Annotated in this window: 18 protein-coding genes; 15 read left to right on the top strand and 3 right to left on the bottom strand. The window is 49.1% G+C overall.

Annotation, left to right across the window (positions count from 1 at the left end; all coding sequences use genetic code 11):
* The first annotated feature begins 199 nt into the window (after positions 1–199).
* The 6 genes from AXFE_RS18535 (at position 200) to AXFE_RS11090 (ending at position 3,046) form a co-directional block, all read left to right on the top strand.
* A complete protein-coding gene (locus tag AXFE_RS18535; RefSeq protein WP_082058688.1) occupies positions 200–478 on the top strand; it encodes a zinc ribbon domain-containing protein in 279 nt (92 codons plus the stop codon).
* Entirely contained in the window at positions 479–742 is a 264-nt protein-coding gene (locus AXFE_RS19385; RefSeq protein WP_152626043.1) for a hypothetical protein, read from the top strand.
* Between the two features lie 196 nt (positions 743–938).
* On the top strand, positions 939–1,265 hold the full coding sequence (locus AXFE_RS11070; RefSeq protein WP_052605922.1) for a hypothetical protein: 327 nt from the start codon (positions 939–941) through the stop codon (positions 1,263–1,265).
* 851 nt (positions 1,266–2,116) lie between these two features.
* Complete coding sequence (locus tag AXFE_RS11080) at positions 2,117–2,299, top strand: hypothetical protein (protein WP_052605924.1); 183 nt, start codon at positions 2,117–2,119, stop codon at positions 2,297–2,299.
* Positions 2,300–2,369: 70 nt separating this feature from the next.
* Positions 2,370–2,648 carry a type II toxin-antitoxin system Phd/YefM family antitoxin gene (locus AXFE_RS11085; RefSeq protein WP_268749158.1) on the top strand — a complete coding sequence of 93 codons (279 nt, stop codon included), beginning with the start codon at positions 2,370–2,372 and terminating at the stop codon, positions 2,646–2,648.
* Positions 2,645–3,046: a type II toxin-antitoxin system VapC family toxin gene (locus AXFE_RS11090; protein ID WP_052605926.1), complete on the top strand. Its 402-nt coding sequence runs from the start codon at positions 2,645–2,647 to the stop codon at positions 3,044–3,046. The genes AXFE_RS11085 and AXFE_RS11090 overlap by 4 nt, the downstream gene beginning before the upstream one ends.
* A gap of 359 nt (positions 3,047–3,405) precedes the next feature.
* Here the strand turns inward: AXFE_RS11090 and AXFE_RS11095 are convergent, their stop codons facing one another.
* Complete coding sequence (locus AXFE_RS11095; RefSeq protein WP_052605927.1) at positions 3,406–3,846, bottom strand: hypothetical protein; 441 nt, start codon at positions 3,844–3,846, stop codon at positions 3,406–3,408.
* A gap of 263 nt (positions 3,847–4,109) precedes the next feature.
* On the opposite strand from AXFE_RS11095, the gene AXFE_RS19390 reads away from it, so the two are divergent.
* From AXFE_RS19390 to AXFE_RS11110, 3 genes are all read left to right on the top strand, one after another.
* Positions 4,110–4,310 carry a hypothetical protein gene (locus tag AXFE_RS19390; protein WP_152626044.1) on the top strand — a complete coding sequence of 67 codons (201 nt, stop codon included), beginning with the start codon at positions 4,110–4,112 and terminating at the stop codon, positions 4,308–4,310.
* 186 nt (positions 4,311–4,496) lie between these two features.
* Positions 4,497–5,915, top strand: a complete 1,419-nt coding sequence (locus AXFE_RS11105) for an ATP-binding protein (protein WP_052605929.1) — start codon at positions 4,497–4,499, stop codon at positions 5,913–5,915.
* A 1,318-nt stretch (positions 5,916–7,233) separates the two neighbouring features.
* Entirely contained in the window at positions 7,234–8,460 is a 1,227-nt protein-coding gene (locus tag AXFE_RS11110) for an MFS transporter (RefSeq protein WP_052605930.1), read from the top strand.
* Here the strand turns inward: AXFE_RS11110 and AXFE_RS11115 are convergent.
* Both AXFE_RS11115 and AXFE_RS11120 read right to left on the bottom strand, forming a co-directional pair.
* On the bottom strand, positions 8,457–9,320 hold the full coding sequence (locus AXFE_RS11115; RefSeq protein WP_052605931.1) for an SMP-30/gluconolactonase/LRE family protein: 864 nt from the start codon (positions 9,318–9,320) through the stop codon (positions 8,457–8,459). The two genes, AXFE_RS11110 and AXFE_RS11115, sit on opposite strands and share 4 nt — an antisense overlap.
* Before the next feature lie 508 nt (positions 9,321–9,828).
* A complete protein-coding gene (locus AXFE_RS11120; RefSeq protein ID WP_052605955.1) occupies positions 9,829–11,001 on the bottom strand; it encodes an ABC transporter ATP-binding protein in 1,173 nt (390 codons plus the stop codon).
* A 384-nt stretch (positions 11,002–11,385) separates the two neighbouring features.
* Between AXFE_RS11120 and AXFE_RS11125 the strand changes: the two genes are divergently transcribed.
* From AXFE_RS11125 to AXFE_RS11150, 6 genes are all read left to right on the top strand, one after another.
* Positions 11,386–12,105, top strand: a complete 720-nt coding sequence (locus AXFE_RS11125; protein WP_052605932.1) for a FadR/GntR family transcriptional regulator — start codon at positions 11,386–11,388, stop codon at positions 12,103–12,105.
* A 111-nt stretch (positions 12,106–12,216) separates the two neighbouring features.
* Positions 12,217–12,513: a UxaA family hydrolase gene (locus AXFE_RS11130; RefSeq protein WP_052605933.1), complete on the top strand. Its 297-nt coding sequence runs from the start codon at positions 12,217–12,219 to the stop codon at positions 12,511–12,513.
* Positions 12,495–13,652 (top strand): UxaA family hydrolase, encoded by a 1,158-nt coding sequence (locus tag AXFE_RS11135; protein WP_052605934.1) that lies wholly within the window; start codon positions 12,495–12,497, stop codon positions 13,650–13,652. The genes AXFE_RS11130 and AXFE_RS11135 overlap by 19 nt, the downstream gene beginning before the upstream one ends.
* 2 nt (positions 13,653–13,654) lie before the next feature.
* Positions 13,655–15,127: an NAD-dependent succinate-semialdehyde dehydrogenase gene (locus AXFE_RS11140; RefSeq protein WP_200891267.1), complete on the top strand. Its 1,473-nt coding sequence runs from the start codon at positions 13,655–13,657 to the stop codon at positions 15,125–15,127.
* Entirely contained in the window at positions 15,124–16,842 is a 1,719-nt protein-coding gene (locus AXFE_RS11145) for an IlvD/Edd family dehydratase (protein WP_052605935.1), read from the top strand. Before AXFE_RS11140 ends, AXFE_RS11145 begins: the two co-directional genes overlap by 4 nt.
* Entirely contained in the window at positions 16,839–17,630 is a 792-nt protein-coding gene (locus AXFE_RS11150) for an SDR family NAD(P)-dependent oxidoreductase (protein ID WP_052605936.1), read from the top strand. Before AXFE_RS11145 ends, AXFE_RS11150 begins: the two co-directional genes overlap by 4 nt.
* The last annotated feature ends 256 nt before the right edge of the window (positions 17,631–17,886 follow it).

The raw sequence follows: 17,886 nt of genomic DNA on the forward strand, positions 1-17,886 counted from the left end.
TCGGGCGCTGCAATCAAAGAAGTGGTCTACGGAGAGGGCAATCGCACCAGAGCTAATGGACGAGCTCCCCAACATCCATCACAACGGCCAAAAGAAATCATCACCGAAGATCTGTCTCACCTAGGGGGTAAGGGCTAAGTCTAAGAAGATATCTCGACTCTGCTCATCGTGGGCAAGGGACGAGAACCAAGAACGCATTATGGTACATGCGCATGTCGGAACCTCCGGCATTAAAACGGTCAACGCGGCCTACACCAGCCAAACATCTCCTAATCCAACGTGTGGGTATGTCTCTTTCGACAACCGAAGCGGGGATGTGTTTCACTGTCGTAACCCTTATTGGGATTGCAATTGGCAGGGCGATGCAGATCACGTAGCCTCCATGAACATCAAATCAAGGATCCAAGATCACCAGATCGACCGGTTCACTCCCTACACGGAAGTGAGAAAGATTCTTGACGCGAGGTTCCTACGCTAAATGGAAAGCCGGAACATCCTCGAAGATGCCAAGGATAGCGCTCACGGCAGGACTCCAAGGATACCACGACAACGCGAGTTGGACGTGGGAGGTGTGCAACCACCGACTCGCCCTAGTTCTGCCCCGTGGATGGGGCAGAACACGCAAAGGCGTCTGGAGAGCGAAAACAAAAGAGGTGCATATGAATGTATATGTATTTCGGAGCGGATTGGAACTAGGGCGCTGGGACCCTACTCTCCCTATTCGAATAAGAGCCTAAAATAAGCACTCCAAAAAATAACCATGACGAGAGAAGATCTTGAACGAACTGATGATTGTTTGGTGTTATTGAACCTAAATCGGGTGTGGTTTTCGAACCGGACTTGTAACGGCGACTGGGATAAGGAATATCTCTTTAGTTCTTCAGTTTGATATGATTGGTTTGATCGGACCCATGACCGACAGATAAGGGAGGTCGAAGATGACAGCAACCCTGAAGATGACGCATAAATCCATCGGGGCGGAAGTTAGAAGGGGTACCTATGATATTTTAGTCGATGGCCGACTGGCGGGATCGGTTAAAATGAATGCAACCACAGAGATTAAAATTGTCCCCGGACCCCACAGCTTGCAACTTCGCAATGGTCGAAATTCCAGCCGCGTTCAGAAGTTTGAGGCTGCCGAGAGTCAAACCGTCTCTTATCGATGCACCGGCAAGAGCTTTCTCCCTATCTTCCTTGCATCTTTTGTCATCTCCGATTTGGCCCTTCAGCTACGTCGTGTCGATGATGGCCACTCTCAATTGTGAAGCTTTTGCTAGTGGGTATTTAGCCATTAGTGCTGAATTGGATGACCCGGAACTAATTCTTCCTAACTGCGACCCCCAACTTCTTTTTTTCATCTTCATATCGGGTGATTTTGACTCCTTTATATCTTTCGATAACCCCAATGGCTGGTAGGACTCTCCTTGTTTATTTGCCGAGCTGTCCAAGGGGTGCCAACACCAGAGTGTTCTTGTGGTCGACCTCTAAAATATGGCTTTGTGGGAGATACTTAAATTGGAGAGGTCGAGGCATACTGCCCCTTGATATGCCTGACTAGTGGACCTTGGCAATCGTTGACAATCATTTGAAGGAGACTTCCTTGGGAGTTGACGATAGCGATGAAGGAAGTTGACGTTCTCTCCAACATAGATCTTTCTATTCTTGTCGAGTAGGTACACGACAGGCCAATTTTGAAGTTTGTATGTTACGGAAACTACTGCTTCGTCGAGCAATTCTTCTGGACTTTTTCGTATAATAGAGAATTGAGCAGGTCCGCTAGGGGCAATTTCAATGTTCACTTTACCTCGATACCTTTAGGTCGATATTTTCTAGGCTATCTGATTCGAGTCCGTGATGGGTGAGGTGTAACGCGGATTTTATTTTGAATTACTCGTGTCGATGCGATGGCACTGATTCGAATTTACAGCAATATTTTGATTTGTGCTCCTACTTAACGAGAGATAAATTCGGCCATACGAAATCAGATCGATCATCCGGATTATTAGGCGCGCTGAAATCCACAGATTTAGTTTTAGGTACTCGCAACGCGAATCTCGAATCTTATCGCTTGAGCATTAATAGTTGTATTTGTTATGGGATTTCCGTAACAGGAAGGGTGGCTGAAAATGTTAGTGCAGGAGGCTCTCACGACCGGACCCTACGTGGAAGCCATGGAATGAGAGCGCTTGCCTGTCTTCAAGCGATTCTTGACGTGATCCAGCCGACAATGGAAAAGGCGGAACTGATGCTTCTTGGATCGATATTGAATGCTGATCGATCCAAGAGGGTTCGTTTTTAGATATCTCTGGTTTGAATCTCAATATATCAACTTTCAGATAAAGTAGCACTTAATGTGCTACTTTATCTATATGATTAGGATTGGTGTTAAAGAGTTGCGGCAGAATGCCAGTAAGTATCTAGAGCAAGTGAAGCGCGGCGAAATTATTGAAGTTACCGCGCGAGGAGCTTTGGTAGCACTTATTTCTTCTCCCTATCGAGAGTCCGACGGATTCGAAGGGCTCGTCGCAAGGGGCCAAATAATTCCACCTGTCAATCAATTTCAAATCCCTAAGCATCGACGCAAGTTATCGCCGGGTGTCGTTTCCGATGATGTCCTTAATGATCTGCGTGAAGAGCGATTCGAATGATTTATTTGGACACTTCTGCCCTTGTCAAGCTGGTCATCGACGAGGAGGAAAGTGTGGCTCTGATAGATTGGCTCGGGATAAATGCAGATGCCTTGAAAGTTACTAGTCAACTAGCTCACGTTGAGCTGATTCGAGCGTGCAACCGACTTGACGATACTTTGACTCCCTTTGCCCGATCTCTTTTATCTGGCATTGGTAGCATCCCGATAACTAGCAATGTCTTGAATATTGCTTCTGACCTAAAACCATATGAGTTACGAAGTTTAGATTCGATTCATTTGGCAAGTGCGATCTCAATTGGTAGCTCACTTTCATATTTTGTTGCGTATGATTTGCGTTTATGTGCAGCAGCTGGCGAAGCGGGGTTCAGCGTCGAGTCGCCATCGAGAGTGGATTAGAGTCCGACTTCGGATTAGCAGCGGTCAATTGTGTTGCAACTATCAGGTAGTTCCAGCCACGCAAATCGGAAGTGTCGCATAAGTCGATGAGCGTCGGAAACCCTTAGGGGACTAAAGCTTAAATTAGATCGTTTTGAATCGTTCGTTGGCAGTGAGGGCGACGTTTTAGTACGCCGATTGCGATTTCCGACCAATTGCTCAAGGCGTTGTATTTTTCGAAGTTGCCTTGCGCAGTGATGGCGTCTCCAAATTTGTATCAGAGGAAGTTCACGTAAATCGCTCAAATTCATGTGCCAATAATCTCCAAGGTGACAGTACGTCTTTCGTTGGCGTAGGAAGAATGTAGCAATGGTTGCTGCCTAAATGCCACCAATTTTTTGCGTCAAAGTCGACGTTAGGATGCCGACCAATACTTCTCGACTAACGCCGACGGCTGAGTCAAGGAACTGCTTAAGTTTGGAACGTTTTTCAGGATCCGTTTCCGATTCAATGGCAATTGGAACGCCACGAATTAGAGATTCAATCACTAACTCCTCGGATGGCCACTGCCCGGATGCGCGCCGTGCGGCTGATGTGACTAGGTAGGGTCCAGGGTCTCCTCCATTAATGAATTCTCTGAGGGTGATGTACTCCTCTCCGAGAGCATGAGTAGCTGCGCGGACTTCCTCTTTTGATCTGGACAAGTGCTCGGCGACCTCGTTTATTGAGAGTAAACTATGGGGCCTTTTCTCATTGAGAAGCTCGATGATGGCTTCAAGTACCGGAAGGTCTCGTTCAAACCAAGTGGACGGAACTGACATGTAACTCCCCTTCTGAGCCCGATTGATGGTGGTAAGTTCAGCTTCCCACTGTTACCTGAGAGAGGTGCGGTCGGGAAAGGGCAACTGAAATTTGCCACTCCCTTTGCTGTTTTCATTGCTGTAGCACCTTTGTAAGTCACCATTATTATTCTGCCTAGCGGCAGTTACAGTCTCTGCGCCCATTAACGTTCCTGTGCTAATGGGGAGCGAATGTCGCACCGCAGCCTTTTGTAAACCTTGTTACTAGATCCAGTGAGAATGTTGTGATTCCTTCGGAAGGCACTCGATACTTGTTACGTAGGTCGCTCGAGCACTGCTACGGTTTACGCATGTTGCGGTGTTGTGTTCACGACTGCAACTTTCGCTCCGCGCAAGAGGCCCTCGACTTTTTGAGCAGCGTCTTTCATGAAAATCAGCTTGATGCAAGGTCGAAGTTCGCACTGTTGGAGATGCTTGAGAGCTAAGTTGCACCTTGGAGACTTGACCCAGGGAAGGTAGATTCCAGGTCCGCGTTGACGCTTTGGTGAAAGCCAGTTCTCTGCATTCATAGCGGTTGGTGCGTTAATGTACGAAAAACAATCCTTTAGATACTAACATTTATGTTACTTACATTAATGTTAGTAACATGAATTATTGGCTTGTGAGGTATTATGCCGGGCTTTGTTGGTCGTCAGACTCAGTTGAATTCGCTTGATCGATTGCTAGGGCGTATTCGGTCAGAGATTAATACCGATCTTCCGGGACGTTGCATACTCATGCGTGGTCGACGTCGGGTTGGCAAGAGTCGACTGGTGGAGGTCTTTGCCAACCGTTCGGGGATACCGACGCTCTATTTCACGGCATCGCGCCAGCGAAGCCATGAACTGGAGTTGTTTGCAGAAGCGGTCGTGGAGTCGAATCTTCCGAATGCTGATCTGTTCAGAGGTACTCACCTGGATAATTGGGATGTTGCACTGCGATTGCTCGGGCAGACTTTGCCGCACGACACTCCGAGCATTGTGATCTTTGACGAGTTTCCGTATCTTGTCGAACAAGATGTGAGTATCGAAGCTATCTTCCAAAAGCAGTGGGACCGTATTCTATCCCACAAGCCAGTTCTGCTGATCTTGGTCGGTTCTGACCTCGCTATGATGGAGGCTCTGAACTCTCATGACCGGGCGTTCTACCAGCGGGGAACCGAGATGATAATCCCGCCGCTGTCACCACTCGAGACGGCACAAATCGTTGGTTCACCTGATGAAACATCGGCTTTCGACTCCTACCTTATCACCGGGGGACTTCCACTCATCTGTGACGATTGGCCTGTAGGTCTTCCTATGTGGGATTACCTCGAAGGGGCGCTCTCAGAGACAACGTCAGCTCTGATCGTCAGTGCCGAACGGTCTTTGGCCGCCGAGTTCCCGGTAGAAGCATTAGCCCGTGAGGTTTTAGGAAAGATCGGGGCAGGGGAGACGACCTTTACCAATATTTCGCGTGCTGCCGGTGGGCTCCAAGCAGTTAGTGCTTCCCGAGCACTTGAACTACTTACCGCGAAGCGAATTGTCATTCGAGAGGTTCCATTATCGACCAAGCCCTCAAAAGAGGCAAGATATCGCGTCGATGATCCCTACCTGAGATTTTGGCTTACCTTCATTGGACCTCATCTAGCGGAAATCGAACGTGGACGCTCCGATCGGGTGTTGGCGCGAATAAAAGCTAGCTGGACCTCTTGGAGAGGGCGAGCAATAGAGCCGATAGTTAGGGAGTCTCTGGCCCGACTTCTTCCACTTGATGGCCTTGTTGCGGAAGCCGTAGGCGGATACTGGACCCGAACTAACGTCCCTGAGGTTGATATCATCGGCGCCGACCGCAATCCCTTAGCGAAGGTGATTACCTTTGCAGGCTCAATAAAGTGGCTTGAAACCGAACCTTTTGACAACGGCGATCTAAACGCTCTAGCTGCCGCAACTCTTCAGGTTCCGGGCGCTAGCAAAGATACGCCGTTAATCGCTGTTAGCCGTAGTGGGGTGGGGCCAAACGTCAACGCTGCGTTCAAATTTGGCCCAGATGACCTGATCAAAGCTTGGTAAATTGAACGGGAATGCTCGTAGTTGCTGAAGGAAAATCTCCGATCGTATTGATCCGTGTGTTCGAGGTATAGTTTGCGCCAACCGCTAAGTGACGGATTGGATACGTAATCCACGGTAACTGCACAATTTGTTTGATAGGGATCGAAATCGGTCACGCTCAATCGTCCGAACTTTAAAAAGGTCCTTTGGTCCAGCTGTAATTCGATTACTGCTCTGAATCTTAGATTGCCATTTTCGTGTACAGCATTTGAATTTAAGGCGCGAGGTCGAGGCTCGTTCTATCGAGGTACGTAGCCCTGTACCTAAATCACCCAGGAAGGATTGACGACAGGTGGCTCATCCTCCGAGCCGACGAAGTGACTCATTTTGAAGACAACAATATTAGTGCCCGCCATTACAGTCAATGAAATGTTGCCGACACCTGTGCCCCAAGCCTAACGCCGGAATCAATGACTTCGCGGTGAGGCCATTAGTGTGACGAAGGGACTTGACTACAGTTGATCAAAGGCTATTGAGACCGAAAATGCCAAATACTTCAAATCGAATGGGTTGACCCCCCCCATACGCTTCCTGGGAATGTCCATCCGCAAGATCAACTTTGGTCGGGCAAGACGGATCACTTTCGCCCGTGTTGTACATCGGAAGGATATGGGGCTCACTAGGGGTTTATTTCTCAATTACGGCTGTTATTGGTGGCGTGAGGTGATTCACAAAGTCCATACGATCTGTCTGGGTGACTTCGTTTCTCATCAGGCGCACCAAGTCATTGAAACTATACAAAAACTTAGGTGCTTGCGATTATCGCGGCGAACTTTTCGTTGGTAAAGAACGCGAATCCCATTGCCAAGCTTTCATCCTGGCGAAAACCGATCGAGGATAAGAAGAATGCCATAAACGAATTGATCATTAGAGACCAACTGTTATGATCGTTCTGGAGATCCTACCCACAGCCCACAACTCCTATTGTGTCTTGCTTTGGCCCGTATAGTTGCCGACGCAGTTTTCCATGGCGCTGCTATGAGGATAGAAAATATCCGCCCTTTTGTGGGTTCAGGGCCCAAATGGTATCGATACAGACAAATCGAGTAACTGTGAGAACAGAAGTGGCTATGGCATTGATGAACTTTGGGTATGAATTGTTTTTTGGAGTGGATCTTTGCGACGTCTTTGAATCTCTTTTGTGACGAATCGCACAGCTAAGGTAACTGTCCTTACCACTAGGATGGAAGTCGAAGTTGGGCCGAGTGGCTAATCTCTCATTGTCAAGTTACCACTTGTGCCTTTTTCCCTTTTCTGTTCGTCTATCCTTGGAGATCAAGTGAATGAGACAAGAGGCATAGCTGCTTCAGTGCGGCGTCTCTTAGAGTTATCTGGTCAAGAGCTCTTTATTATTGCAACTTACCTGATCGTTACCGGCCTCTTTAGAGCTAGCCAGAACGCAGCACAGACCACTATGCCATTGATCGGTCACGACCTGCTTGGAATTGGTGTTAGCCAGATTGGCTTGGTTGCAACGATCTGGGGTGGCGCAAGTGTTGTTACCAATATTTTTATAGCATCCATTCGAGGATCTAGCCGTTACATCTTTGTTGGTGGTTTGATTGCATTTCCATTTGGAATCTTGGCTCTTGTCTTTTCCCACACCTATCTCCAATTGATAGCCTCTATCTTGCTTTTGGCAATTAGCGGTGGGATAGTAATGCCTGCGCTAGCGAGCTCATCAGCAACCCTAGGATCGGTTTCCTCCAAGCGAGGCGCAGTTGCCTTTACTGTTGCACTCAGCTTGAGCCTCGCCATTGGTCCGCTAATCGAGGCAGGCGCCCTGCGCGCAAGTCACGATTCTTTGCGCATTGCGCTCGCTTTCTTTGTGCCATTGGCAGCTGTGGGATCTGTCCTTGGGATATTAAAGTTGGGTCGCACCAAAGATCAGCCTTCTTCAGGGTCATCCGCGGGCCAAAGAGCTTACGTGCTCTTTCGACAGCGAGACTTTCGCGACGCAGTCTTTAGCCTTGCCCTGTACCAGTTTCCATTTGTCGCAATAATCAACTTTGGTGCAATCTTGGCTCGCACCCGCTTTGGTGCCAGTGCGGCCTTTTCACAAGAGGCATTGACTTCATTCTTTTTAGTTTCGTTTATCTCACGGGCGGTCTTGTTATTTCATCCAACCAAAAATAGAGATAAAACTTGGCTTAGAGGTGCAGCGATCTTGACGATTTTGGGTGTCGTTATAGTTGGGTTGGCTGGAAGTTCTCTATGGTTTGTAGTTGCAATGGGGCTTCTTGGGATACCTCATGGCCTCACATATCCGCTGGCCCTCAACCTTTTGAATGAGTCGGCTACTCCGGATCAGCTCGCAAAGGGAAATTCAATTCTCTCGGCTACCACTGGATTGATCTCTTTGACTGGGCCATTTGTCATCGGCCTTTTATCTGCTAGTTTTGGTATCTCAACTATGTTTTTGTTGATGGCGCTTCCAACTATTGGATTTTCTATGCCGCTATTCTTTCACCACCATAAAACTGCCTCTGGGGCCCCAGTACTTTAGAGGCCGCTGTAAGCGACACTGGGCAGACCCTGGACCCCTGGTTCTAGAACAAAGATTGATCCGGCTGTTGGGTAGTCTTGTCTTTGGTCGGTTGGAATCAGAAATGCTCCACTTGTGACGTAGAGCTTTTCAAGGTTTTCTCCGCCAAAGCAGCAACTTGTTGTACCAATGTACCCAAGGTTGATAAGACTATCAAGGCTTCCATTTGGGTGGTAACGTCGAAGATCCCCAGAACGGATCATAGATACCCAGATTCCTCCTTCGCTATCGACGCAAAGGCCATCGGGGTTTCCTGGCAATTCACCAAAGTCCACCACGATTCGAGTGGCCCCTATGGTACCGCTCGATAAGTCGTACTCAAATGCTCTTAGTTGTCGGGTTGGGGTATCGATGAAGTACATCTCATCTCCAGCGGGACTCCATCCCATTCCATTGGAGAGTGTTACATCCTCTATTACGGGCACTAGCCCATTATCAGCCTCGTAACGATATAGACCACACGCTTTAGGAGTTCTAGCATAGGAGAGGGTCCCGATATAAAATCGTCCCAAGGGGTCACACTTTCCGTCGTTGAATCTATCTCCGCTTGGCGCGCTACATAGTTTTGCGGTGGAGCCATCTGTTTGGAGGTGCAATAGATCGAGGTCAACGCCGACTAAGAAACCACCGCTTGTTTGTGGAATTGCGGGCGTACATTTGCCCTTGAAGGTCGCAATGTTGTGGTTTTCGTGGTCTCCACTGAGACAATTTAGACTGGAGCCGTCGATGTCGACCCAAAAGAGTGATTGACTCTTTTGGTCCCAAAAGGGAGATTCTCCCAACTCGGCTTTGGTCTCAATAATCTCTATCTCTAGTGTCACTGTGATTTCCTAAAATATAAGGTTTGAACTTCAAATTAACGGCCATAGTCTGGCACGTATCGCCTCTTGAGCTTGGTTGTTTCAGTAACCTCAACCTTTAGATAATTGGACGGCGCAAGGCATGCTCGTCTTTAGGTATGGCCCAATTGGATTGGGTTCGACTTCTAAAGTGGAAGCGGTGATACCAAAGTCACGAGGAAGCGCCATATCGACTGCCATCTTTGGGGCGACGATGAGCCTATGAGGTTTCGGCCACTATCAAACCAGTTAGCGATCTTACTTTTTTGCGATCCGACTTGAACCCATTGGGTCAGTGTTTGCCTGGAGGAACGCCCATGGCTAACTATAGGAGCCATGGGCGTTTGCCTATCGAACATATCTCCAATAGCTCCAGCTAGCAATATCTTCTAATGGATGGCGCTGGTTCTGCTCAGATAACTGCTCAATCAACAACGGGAGAGTCTCTCAATCGCTCTAGCACTTTGGGTATTAGATTGCATCTAGGGTCTTAGATTGCATCGCCTGTTGCGATATCAAAGAAGTGAATTCTTTGGGTGTCAAGGTTTAGTTCCAGAGTTTGTCCCTGTTGAAATTGGTAATAGGGTGGTATGCGAGCTACGCCAAGGCCAATGCCGGCTCCCTTTTCAACGCCGACTTCAATGTCGCCCAAATCCTCTTCCTCTGCAATTGCACCAGCAACTTTGATCGCCTTAGCATCAAATCTAAAATAGACCAGTAGTTCAGAACCCAGTGCCTCAACCAGGTCGATTTGAACCTTCAATTTGGCAGCTCCTTGTGCTGTTGTTGCTACCGATAAGTTTTCAGGACGAAAGCCAACTGCAATCTTTTTGCCTCGATATTTTCTGAGATTTTCACTATAGCCCATAGGGTCAAGTTCGAGACGTTGACCGCCCATGGCGAAGTAGGTTCCATCTTCGGAGAGGCCAGCTTCAAAGATGTTCATCGAAGGTGAGCCGATGAAGCTAGCTACAAAGAGGTTTGCTGGCTTTGAGTAGAGCGTTTGTGGATGATCGCACTGTTGAAGATCTCCGGCATGCATGACTGCAACCCTATCGCCCATGGTCATTGCTTCCACTTGGTCGTGGGTTACATAGAGTGTGGCAACGCCGAGTTTTCGCTGGACTCTAGAGACCTCTGCACGCATTTTAACGCGAAGGTTCGCATCTAAGTTGGAGAGGGGTTCGTCCATGAGAAAGACTGCAGGATCTCGAACTATCGCTCGACCCATGGCCACTCGTTGACGTTGTCCTCCCGAGAGCTGTCCCGGCTTTTTATCGAGCTGCTCCGTTAGGCCAAGGACGTCAGCCGCATTGGTGACTGCCCTTGCTATCTCATCCTTGGAGGTCTTTTTTAATTTGAGTGCAAAGCCAATATTTTGAGCCACCGTCATGTGGGGATAGAGAGCGTAGTTCTGAAAGACCATAGCAATATCCCGCTCCCTAGCGGGTAGGTCGTTTACGACTCTATCTCCGATTCTAAGGGTGCCATCGGAGATTTCTTCGAGACCGGCGACCATTCTTAGGGTAGTGGTTTTACCACATCCGGAGGGGCCAACCAAGACAACAAATTCACCCTCTCCGATAGTTAGATCTAAACCGTGGACAACCTTTTGGCCGTTCGGATAGACCTTGGTCAGCTTCTCCATGGTGACTGTTGCCATTGAAATCTCCTCATTGCCCACCTTCGCCTTCGCGAAGCTTCGCCCCCCATGGCGAAAATTCTTTGCTAAGCAGTTAAGAGTTCTTACCACTTGCGTTATGCAAATGCTAGCATAGAGGATAATTTATATTGACAATGACAGTTTGTATTTAAAGTCCTAGAATGGCGAAAATCATTCAAATAGGCGATTAGATGATAGATTGCTACAAAGATCAAGTGGTAAGACGCTATATGAGGGGGCCGAAATGAATGCGAATCTGATATGTTGTGCACTGGCTGGCGCCCCGGTAGAGGTCAATTCAGTCCGATTTGGTTCAAGAGATAATCGTCAACGCTAGGTCTTTGTTATTTTGACTTTAGCCCAAAGAGCGACCCGGAGGAAGCAATGGATACCATCTGGCGGCCCATCAAAGAGACGGGCCATCTAACCGAGAAGATCGTCTCGCGAATTGAACAGATAATCGATGAATCTAATTTAATTGCAGGATCACGTCTTCCCTCTGAGCGGGACTTAGCGAGACTCCTAGGGGTCTCTCGACCAGCACTTCGGGAGGCTGTGAAAACCCTTGAAGCACATGGTCGAGTAGTAGTTCGCCATGGTCAGGGTGTCTTTGTCAACGCAAGCGCCGATGAGGTTATGAGAATCCGGCTCGCAAATCAAGAGGTTTCCATGACAGAGCTCTACGCCATGCGAAATGTACTTGAGGCACCGGCAGCCGGTTGGGCTGCAAATAGCGCGACCGATGAAGAGATAGAACGCCTTCGCGTAGCACTTGAGGCAGAGGAAGAGATCAGAACTCAGCCCACCGATTATGGGCGTCTTGCCGAATTAGATGCCGGTTTTCATCTAATGATAGTTGAAATCGCCAAGAACCGCTTTCTCCTGCAGACTGTTGGGATCCTACAGGAGATGATGGCTGCCGGTATGGAAACCACGCTGACTGTTCCGGGTCGTCTTGATCGCTCCCGTCAAGACCATCGGGCGATCTTTGAAGCTATCCGAGATCATGATGGCGAAGCTGCTCGAATTGCATGTTCCTCACATATCATTGGAGCGCGGGAGGCCGCTTTGCTCAGAATACGTGGGGTGGAATCGCCCGAGTGAGAGTTGCTATTAAAAGAGTCAGTCATTTCAATTGACAGAATGCAAATCAGAGGCTAAGGTTATTGGACAGAGGTCATACCTTGAAACCAAACTTAGACACTGAGGTGACACATGAGTGATGAATTGGCCTTATTGGCCCATCTAGCGGGGGATTCCGTGGCTATCGCGGTGAGAGATGTTGAAGTCGGGCCTGCCCGATTGGCGTTTCTTGACTCTGAGGATCAAAGAGATATTACCGTTGCAGAGCCAATTCCGCTCGGACACAAAGTTGCTTTAGTGCAGATTCCGGCGGATGCCCAAATTATTGAGTACGGAGAGATTATCGGATCCTCTCGCCAAGAGATCGAAGTTGGAGAGTTGGTCCACATCCATAACATTAGGAGCAATAGATGGCAAATCAAGGCCTAACCGGTTTTCGTCGCGCAAATGGCGCTGTAGGTATTCGTAACTATGTGGTGATCCTAGCCGTCGATGATCTCTCGAACGCAGCGGTTGAGGGAATCGCCGCACTGGTTCCAGGGACGATAGCGATACCTCACTCCTATGGTCGTCTTCAATTTGGAGAGGATCTAGAACTTACCTTCCGAACCCTAATTGGAACTGGCGCAAATCCAAATGTCGCGGCTGTGGTCGTAGTTGGTATTGAACCATCGTGGACCGATCGGGTAGCCGATGGCATTGCCTTAACTCAAAAGCCAGTTGGGCGCCTCTCGATCGAGCGAAATGGAGATCTCAACACTATCGCTTCAGGAGCTCGTATGGCTGCTAAATTTCTCCAGGATGCCAGCGAGATTCAAAGAACACCTGTTGAACGACATGAAGTGATGATGTCAATCAAGTGCGGGGAATCCGATACCACAAGTGGCCTCGGGGCTTGCCCTACGACATCGCAGGCTGTTGATCGCACTGTGGCCGCCGGTGGAACTGTTTTATTTGGAGAGACCACCGAGCTGACAGGAGGAGAGCATCTTATCGCCAAGCGTTGTATCAATGACGCTGTAAGGGATAAGTTTATGGCTTTCTTCGACGACTATATGGCTACGGTAGAAGAACAAGGCGTAGATCTATTGGGTTCGCAACCTACCCAGGGCAACATCAGAGGTGGTTTATCTACCATTGAGGAGAAGGCGATGGGAAATATTGCTAAGACCGGTTCGGTGCCAGTAGTAGATGCCCTTGAGCCCGCGGTTGCACCTAGTGTTCAAGGCTTAAATTTCATGGATACCTCTTCGGCCGCTGCGGAATGCATCACCCTTATGGCCGCTGCGGGAGCCGTGATTCACCTTTTTCCAACTGGACAGGGCAATATTATTGGCAACCCAATCGAGCCAGTAATCAAGATCACCGCCAATCCTCTTACTGCTAGTACGATGACAGAGCACATAGACTTAGACGTCTCTGGCCTTTTGCGCCGTGATTATGGCCTAAAAGAGGCGGGGGATCAGATCATGGAGTTGATCGATCGAACCATCAACGGTCGCCTTACAGCTGCTGAGGCGATTGGTCACAAAGAGTTCGTGATTACGAAACTTTATCGGAGCGCATAAATATGGCAATTACAACTCGCGCACTTTTAGATGCGGGGGCGGTAGTTCCGATGTTGATTGGAGGCGAATGGGTTCCTTCGTTCGCCTCCAATCTTCGAGAGGTCACCAATCCAGTAGATGATAGGGTTATTGCTCAGATCGCCTACGGTGGTGTCAGCGAAGCTCAAAGTGCCGCCGACCAAGCAACAGCGGCATTTGAGAGTTGGTCTAATACCTCGAGCCGCTATCGAGCTGATATATTGTGGCGAACATACGAATTGATTCTCGAGCGCGCCGATGAGATAGGCGCGCTTTTGTCTTTAGAGACCGGCAAGCTCCTCTCAGAGGGGATCGGCGAGACTCGCTTTAGTGCCGAATATTTCAGATGGTTTAGTGAAGAGATTCGCCGTCCTCAAGGTGAGGTCTTCGCTAGTGAAGATAGGAGCCGCAAACAACTTTCGATCTCGCGTCCAATTGGTGTAGCTGCAACGTTGACTCCTTGGAACTTCCCCCTTTCGATTCAAGCTCGAAAGGTGGCTCCGGCGCTGGCTGCTGGATGCACCGTAGTGGCTCGTCCGTCCGAAAAGGCACCCTTGGCTGTTGGGGAGCTATTTAGAGCTCTAGTCGATGCGGGTCTTCCCCCAGGAGTGGCGAACCTTATCTATGGCCCAGCATCAATACAGTCCAATGCGCTAATCGACCACGATGGCATAGGCGTGATCAGCTTTACTGGCTCCACTCCGGTTGGGTCGGCCCTTATGCGTCAAGCCTCTAACCGAATCGTTAGATGCGCCCTTGAACTTGGGGGAGATGCCCCCTATATCATCTTTAGCGATGCCAATATAGATCGAGCCATTGAGGGGCTAGCTATCGCTAAGTTTAGAAATAATGGCCAGTCTTGTATTGCTGCAAATCGTGTCTTTGTAGAGGACTCCATTATGGATCAGGTCTGCGAGAGGCTCGCAAAGCTCACCTCCTCGATGCGAATTGGTGATCCCCTAGGGCACGAAAGAGTCGACCTAGGTCCGTTGATTGATAGTAGTCGGGTTCGTGATGTCGATCGAATTTGTAGAGATGCTCTTGATAGTGGTGCTAGTTTTCTAGGTGAATCTCCGATTGTTCCTGATGGCGCTAACTTTATGCGCCCTGGCTTTTTAGTTGATGCGGCTTTTGACTCTGCTCTCGCCAAAGAAGAGGTCTTTGGTCCAATTGCTGGAGTATTTTCTTTTTCAGACGAAGACGAAGTTATCCATCGGGCAAACGATACCAAGATGGGTTTAGCGGGTTATGCCTATACGAATAATCAAAGTCGAATTTGGCGCCTAGCCGAAAAGCTAGAGGTTGGTATTTTGGGGTTGAACCATCCACTTCCGTCGGTGGTCTACTCCCCAATGGGTGGCCTCAAAGGTAGTGGACTCGGTCGTGAAGGAGCCCATGACGGTCTCTTAGAATATCTAGAGACCAAATATATCTCTATAGGCATCGAGGAAAAGTGAGCGATCAACTACGCAGTTCGAATTGGTTCGCCCAAACCGGTAAGCTGGGCTTCTATCATCGGTCACATACTAAATCAGAGGGCTTTCCCGATGATATGTTCTCTGGGAAACCCGTCATAGGAATTGGGGCATCTTGGTCTGATCTAGCTCCATGTAACGCCCATCTCCATGATCTTGCCCAGTCGGTAAAGGCTGGAATCTACGAAGCGGGTGGTTTTCCTTTTGAATTTCCAACCATGGCTCTCGGTGAGACCCTTATGCGCCCTAGCGCGATGCTATATCGCAACCTCGCAGCCATGGAGATCGAGGAGCTGATTCGTTCTAATCCTCTAGACGGAGTGGTTCTCCTTACCGGCTGTGATAAGACCACTCCAGCTGCGATCATGGGTGCCCTAAGCGTCGATCTCCCGACGATTATTTTGACCGGCGGACCGATGATGAACGGAGTCTTTCGTGGTGAGACCGTGGGCTCTGGGACCGATCTTTGGCGATTCTCCGAAGACGTCCGCGCAGGAGTGATGACCCAGGAGGACTTCGTCTCCTCGGAGGCGTGTGTCTCTCGAAGTGTGGGCCATTGTACCACCATGGGTACAGCTTCTACGATGGCCTGTTTGGCTGAGGCGCTTGGACTCGTTCCAAGTGGAACTTCCACAATTCCAGCGACAGATGGTGCTAGAAGAAGCGCTGCACAATTGGCAGGTAGGCAGATCGTCTCACTGGTAGCTAAGGATCTTCGCCCTTCTTCGATACTTAGTCGCGAGAGCTTTGAAAATGCGATAGTTGCCAATGTCGCTTTGGGTGGCTCAACAAATGCCATCATTCATCTCTTGGCAATTGCCGGTCGCGCTGAGATCGACCTAGAGCTGGAGGACTTTGATCGGCTGGGCTTGGCGATTCCGACCCTTGTAGATCTAAAGCCGAGTGGCCGTTTTCTAATGGCAGACTTCCATGGTGCTGGTGGTCTGCCTGCCCTTCTGAGCGAGATCTCGGAGTTTTTGCATCTTGGGGCACGGACCGTTTCTTCTAGGACACTTGGTGAAGATATAGCTAATGCTAAGAATTGGAATCAAACGGTAATTCGAAAGGTGGATGCGCCTCTTTTACCGCCTGGGAATGGGAGTGTGGTTCTCTTTGGGAATCTAGCTCCTAACGGGGCAGTCCTAAAGCTTTCGGCCGCCGATCCAAATCTTTGTGTTCATCGAGGGTCAGCTTTGGTCTTTGACTCAATTGAAGAGTACAACTCTACGATCGACCAGGAAGATTTTATCGTGGATCCAAACAGCGTTTTGATCCTTAGAAACGCGGGCCCAAAGGGCTATCCCGGAATGCCCGAGGTGGGCAATCTTGCAATTCCAAAGTCACTAGTAAAACAGGGCCTTCGGGATATGGTTCGAATCTCTGATGCGAGAATGAGTGGTACCTCTTTTGGAACAGTGGTACTGCACGTAGCGCCGGAATCGGCTAGTGGCGGTCCTCTTAGTCTGGTCCAAAATGGCGATTCGATCTTTTTAGATGTTCCAAATAGAACTTTGTCACTTGAGGTATCTGAGGCGGAGTTGCTCAAACGCAGAGAAGAAAAATCCCCATTTAACCCAGATGATAGCGGCGGTTATGTCAGCTTGTATCGCACTCATGTGATGGGGGCCGAGACAGGAGCGGACTTTGATTTTCTTCGCGGACGTAGAGGATCTGACGTACCAAGGAGATCGACATGAATAACCTCCTTGACTCTCAAGTCTCTCTGGTAACCGGTGGAGGTGGAGGTATCGGTGCAGCTATATCGATGACGCTAGCCATGGCCGGAGCTAAGGTAGCCGTCGTTGATCGGGACCAGGTTGGAGCTGATGCTACAGTTGGGGCGATCCTAGAGGCTGGCGGAGTAGCTAGTAGCTTTGTTGGCGACATAGCAACTTCGTCCGAGCGTATCGAGATCTACAATCGCGCTAAGGGGGCTTTGGGTGAGATTGACATCTTAGTGAATAACGCCGCCGATCATGGGTCCCGCCTTAGTTTTTTAGAGATCGAAATCGATGAGTGGGAGAGAATCCTAGCCACTAACTTAGGTGCTACCTGGCATTTTTCTCAATTGGTGGCCCGATCGATGATCGAGCGCCAAGGTGGCGCTATCGTCAATCTCGGTGCTATTCAAGCGTCGCTTCCAGTTGCAACCTATGTTTCTTACGTTGCTACTAAGGGCGGCATCATCTCACTCACCAAGGCTTTAGCGGTTGAGCTTTCTCCCCATGGAATTAGGGTGAACTCTATATCGCCAGGAGCCATTGCCACTCCTTCTACACAGAGTGCTCTTTCGAACATTGGTACCACCGAGAAGGCTCCCACACTGTTGGGGAGGATGGGATCGTCCCGCGACATTGCTAATGGCGTCTTATTCCTGGTTTCACCAGCTTCATCTTTTATCACAGGGGAGAATTTGGTGGTGGATGGGGGCCGCTCCCTCTCTAGGGATCCCGATCCATTTTCCTCTTTTGGAAGTCGGACGTAACTTTAATTCGCTTTCGAAGGGGTAAAAACTAAAGATCGCCTTGGGTATCTAAGTGGTCGTAGCGCGAGGATTTTGGATCGTAAGAAACCCATTGGGTGGCCTTTTAGTTGATGACCTATGGTAATCTCCGACTAACTCCTGTTTTTGGGAGGATATCGGACCATTTGTTCGCCCTGTGTCTTTGTAGATTGGCTGGTGACATTAGTCGCGCGCAAGTATTAGATCCGCAAGTATTAGATGTGCACAATTAGATGCA

It is taken from the genome of Acidithrix ferrooxidans, from assembly GCF_000949295.1.
In the GTDB taxonomy this organism is placed as follows: domain Bacteria; phylum Actinomycetota; class Acidimicrobiia; order Acidimicrobiales; family Acidimicrobiaceae; genus Acidithrix; species Acidithrix ferrooxidans.

Excerpts from the sequence above, each read along its gene's own strand:
- AXFE_RS19385 (WP_152626043.1), top strand. The coding sequence starts at position 479 with ATGGAAAGCCGGAACATCCTCGAAGATGCCAAGGATAGCGCTCACGGC.
- AXFE_RS11085 (WP_268749158.1), top strand. The coding sequence starts at position 2,370 with ATGATTAGGATTGGTGTTAAAGAGTTGCGGCAGAATGCCAGTAAGTAT.
- AXFE_RS11095 (WP_052605927.1), bottom strand. The coding sequence starts at position 3,846 with ATGTCAGTTCCGTCCACTTGGTTTGAACGAGACCTTCCGGTACTTGAA.
- AXFE_RS11120 (WP_052605955.1), bottom strand. The coding sequence starts at position 11,001 with ATGGCAACAGTCACCATGGAGAAGCTGACCAAGGTCTATCCGAACGGC.
- AXFE_RS11150 (WP_052605936.1), top strand. The coding sequence starts at position 16,839 with ATGAATAACCTCCTTGACTCTCAAGTCTCTCTGGTAACCGGTGGAGGT.
- AXFE_RS11140 (WP_200891267.1), top strand. The coding sequence starts at position 13,655 with ATGGCAATTACAACTCGCGCACTTTTAGATGCGGGGGCGGTAGTTCCG.
- AXFE_RS11105 (WP_052605929.1), top strand. The coding sequence starts at position 4,497 with ATGCCGGGCTTTGTTGGTCGTCAGACTCAGTTGAATTCGCTTGATCGA.
- AXFE_RS11135 (WP_052605934.1), top strand. The coding sequence starts at position 12,495 with ATGGCAAATCAAGGCCTAACCGGTTTTCGTCGCGCAAATGGCGCTGTA.
- AXFE_RS11130 (WP_052605933.1), top strand. The coding sequence starts at position 12,217 with ATGAGTGATGAATTGGCCTTATTGGCCCATCTAGCGGGGGATTCCGTG.
- AXFE_RS18535 (WP_082058688.1), top strand. The coding sequence starts at position 200 with ATGGTACATGCGCATGTCGGAACCTCCGGCATTAAAACGGTCAACGCG.
- AXFE_RS11125 (WP_052605932.1), top strand. The coding sequence starts at position 11,386 with ATGGATACCATCTGGCGGCCCATCAAAGAGACGGGCCATCTAACCGAG.
- AXFE_RS11070 (WP_052605922.1), top strand. The coding sequence starts at position 939 with ATGACAGCAACCCTGAAGATGACGCATAAATCCATCGGGGCGGAAGTT.
- AXFE_RS11090 (WP_052605926.1), top strand. The coding sequence starts at position 2,645 with ATGATTTATTTGGACACTTCTGCCCTTGTCAAGCTGGTCATCGACGAG.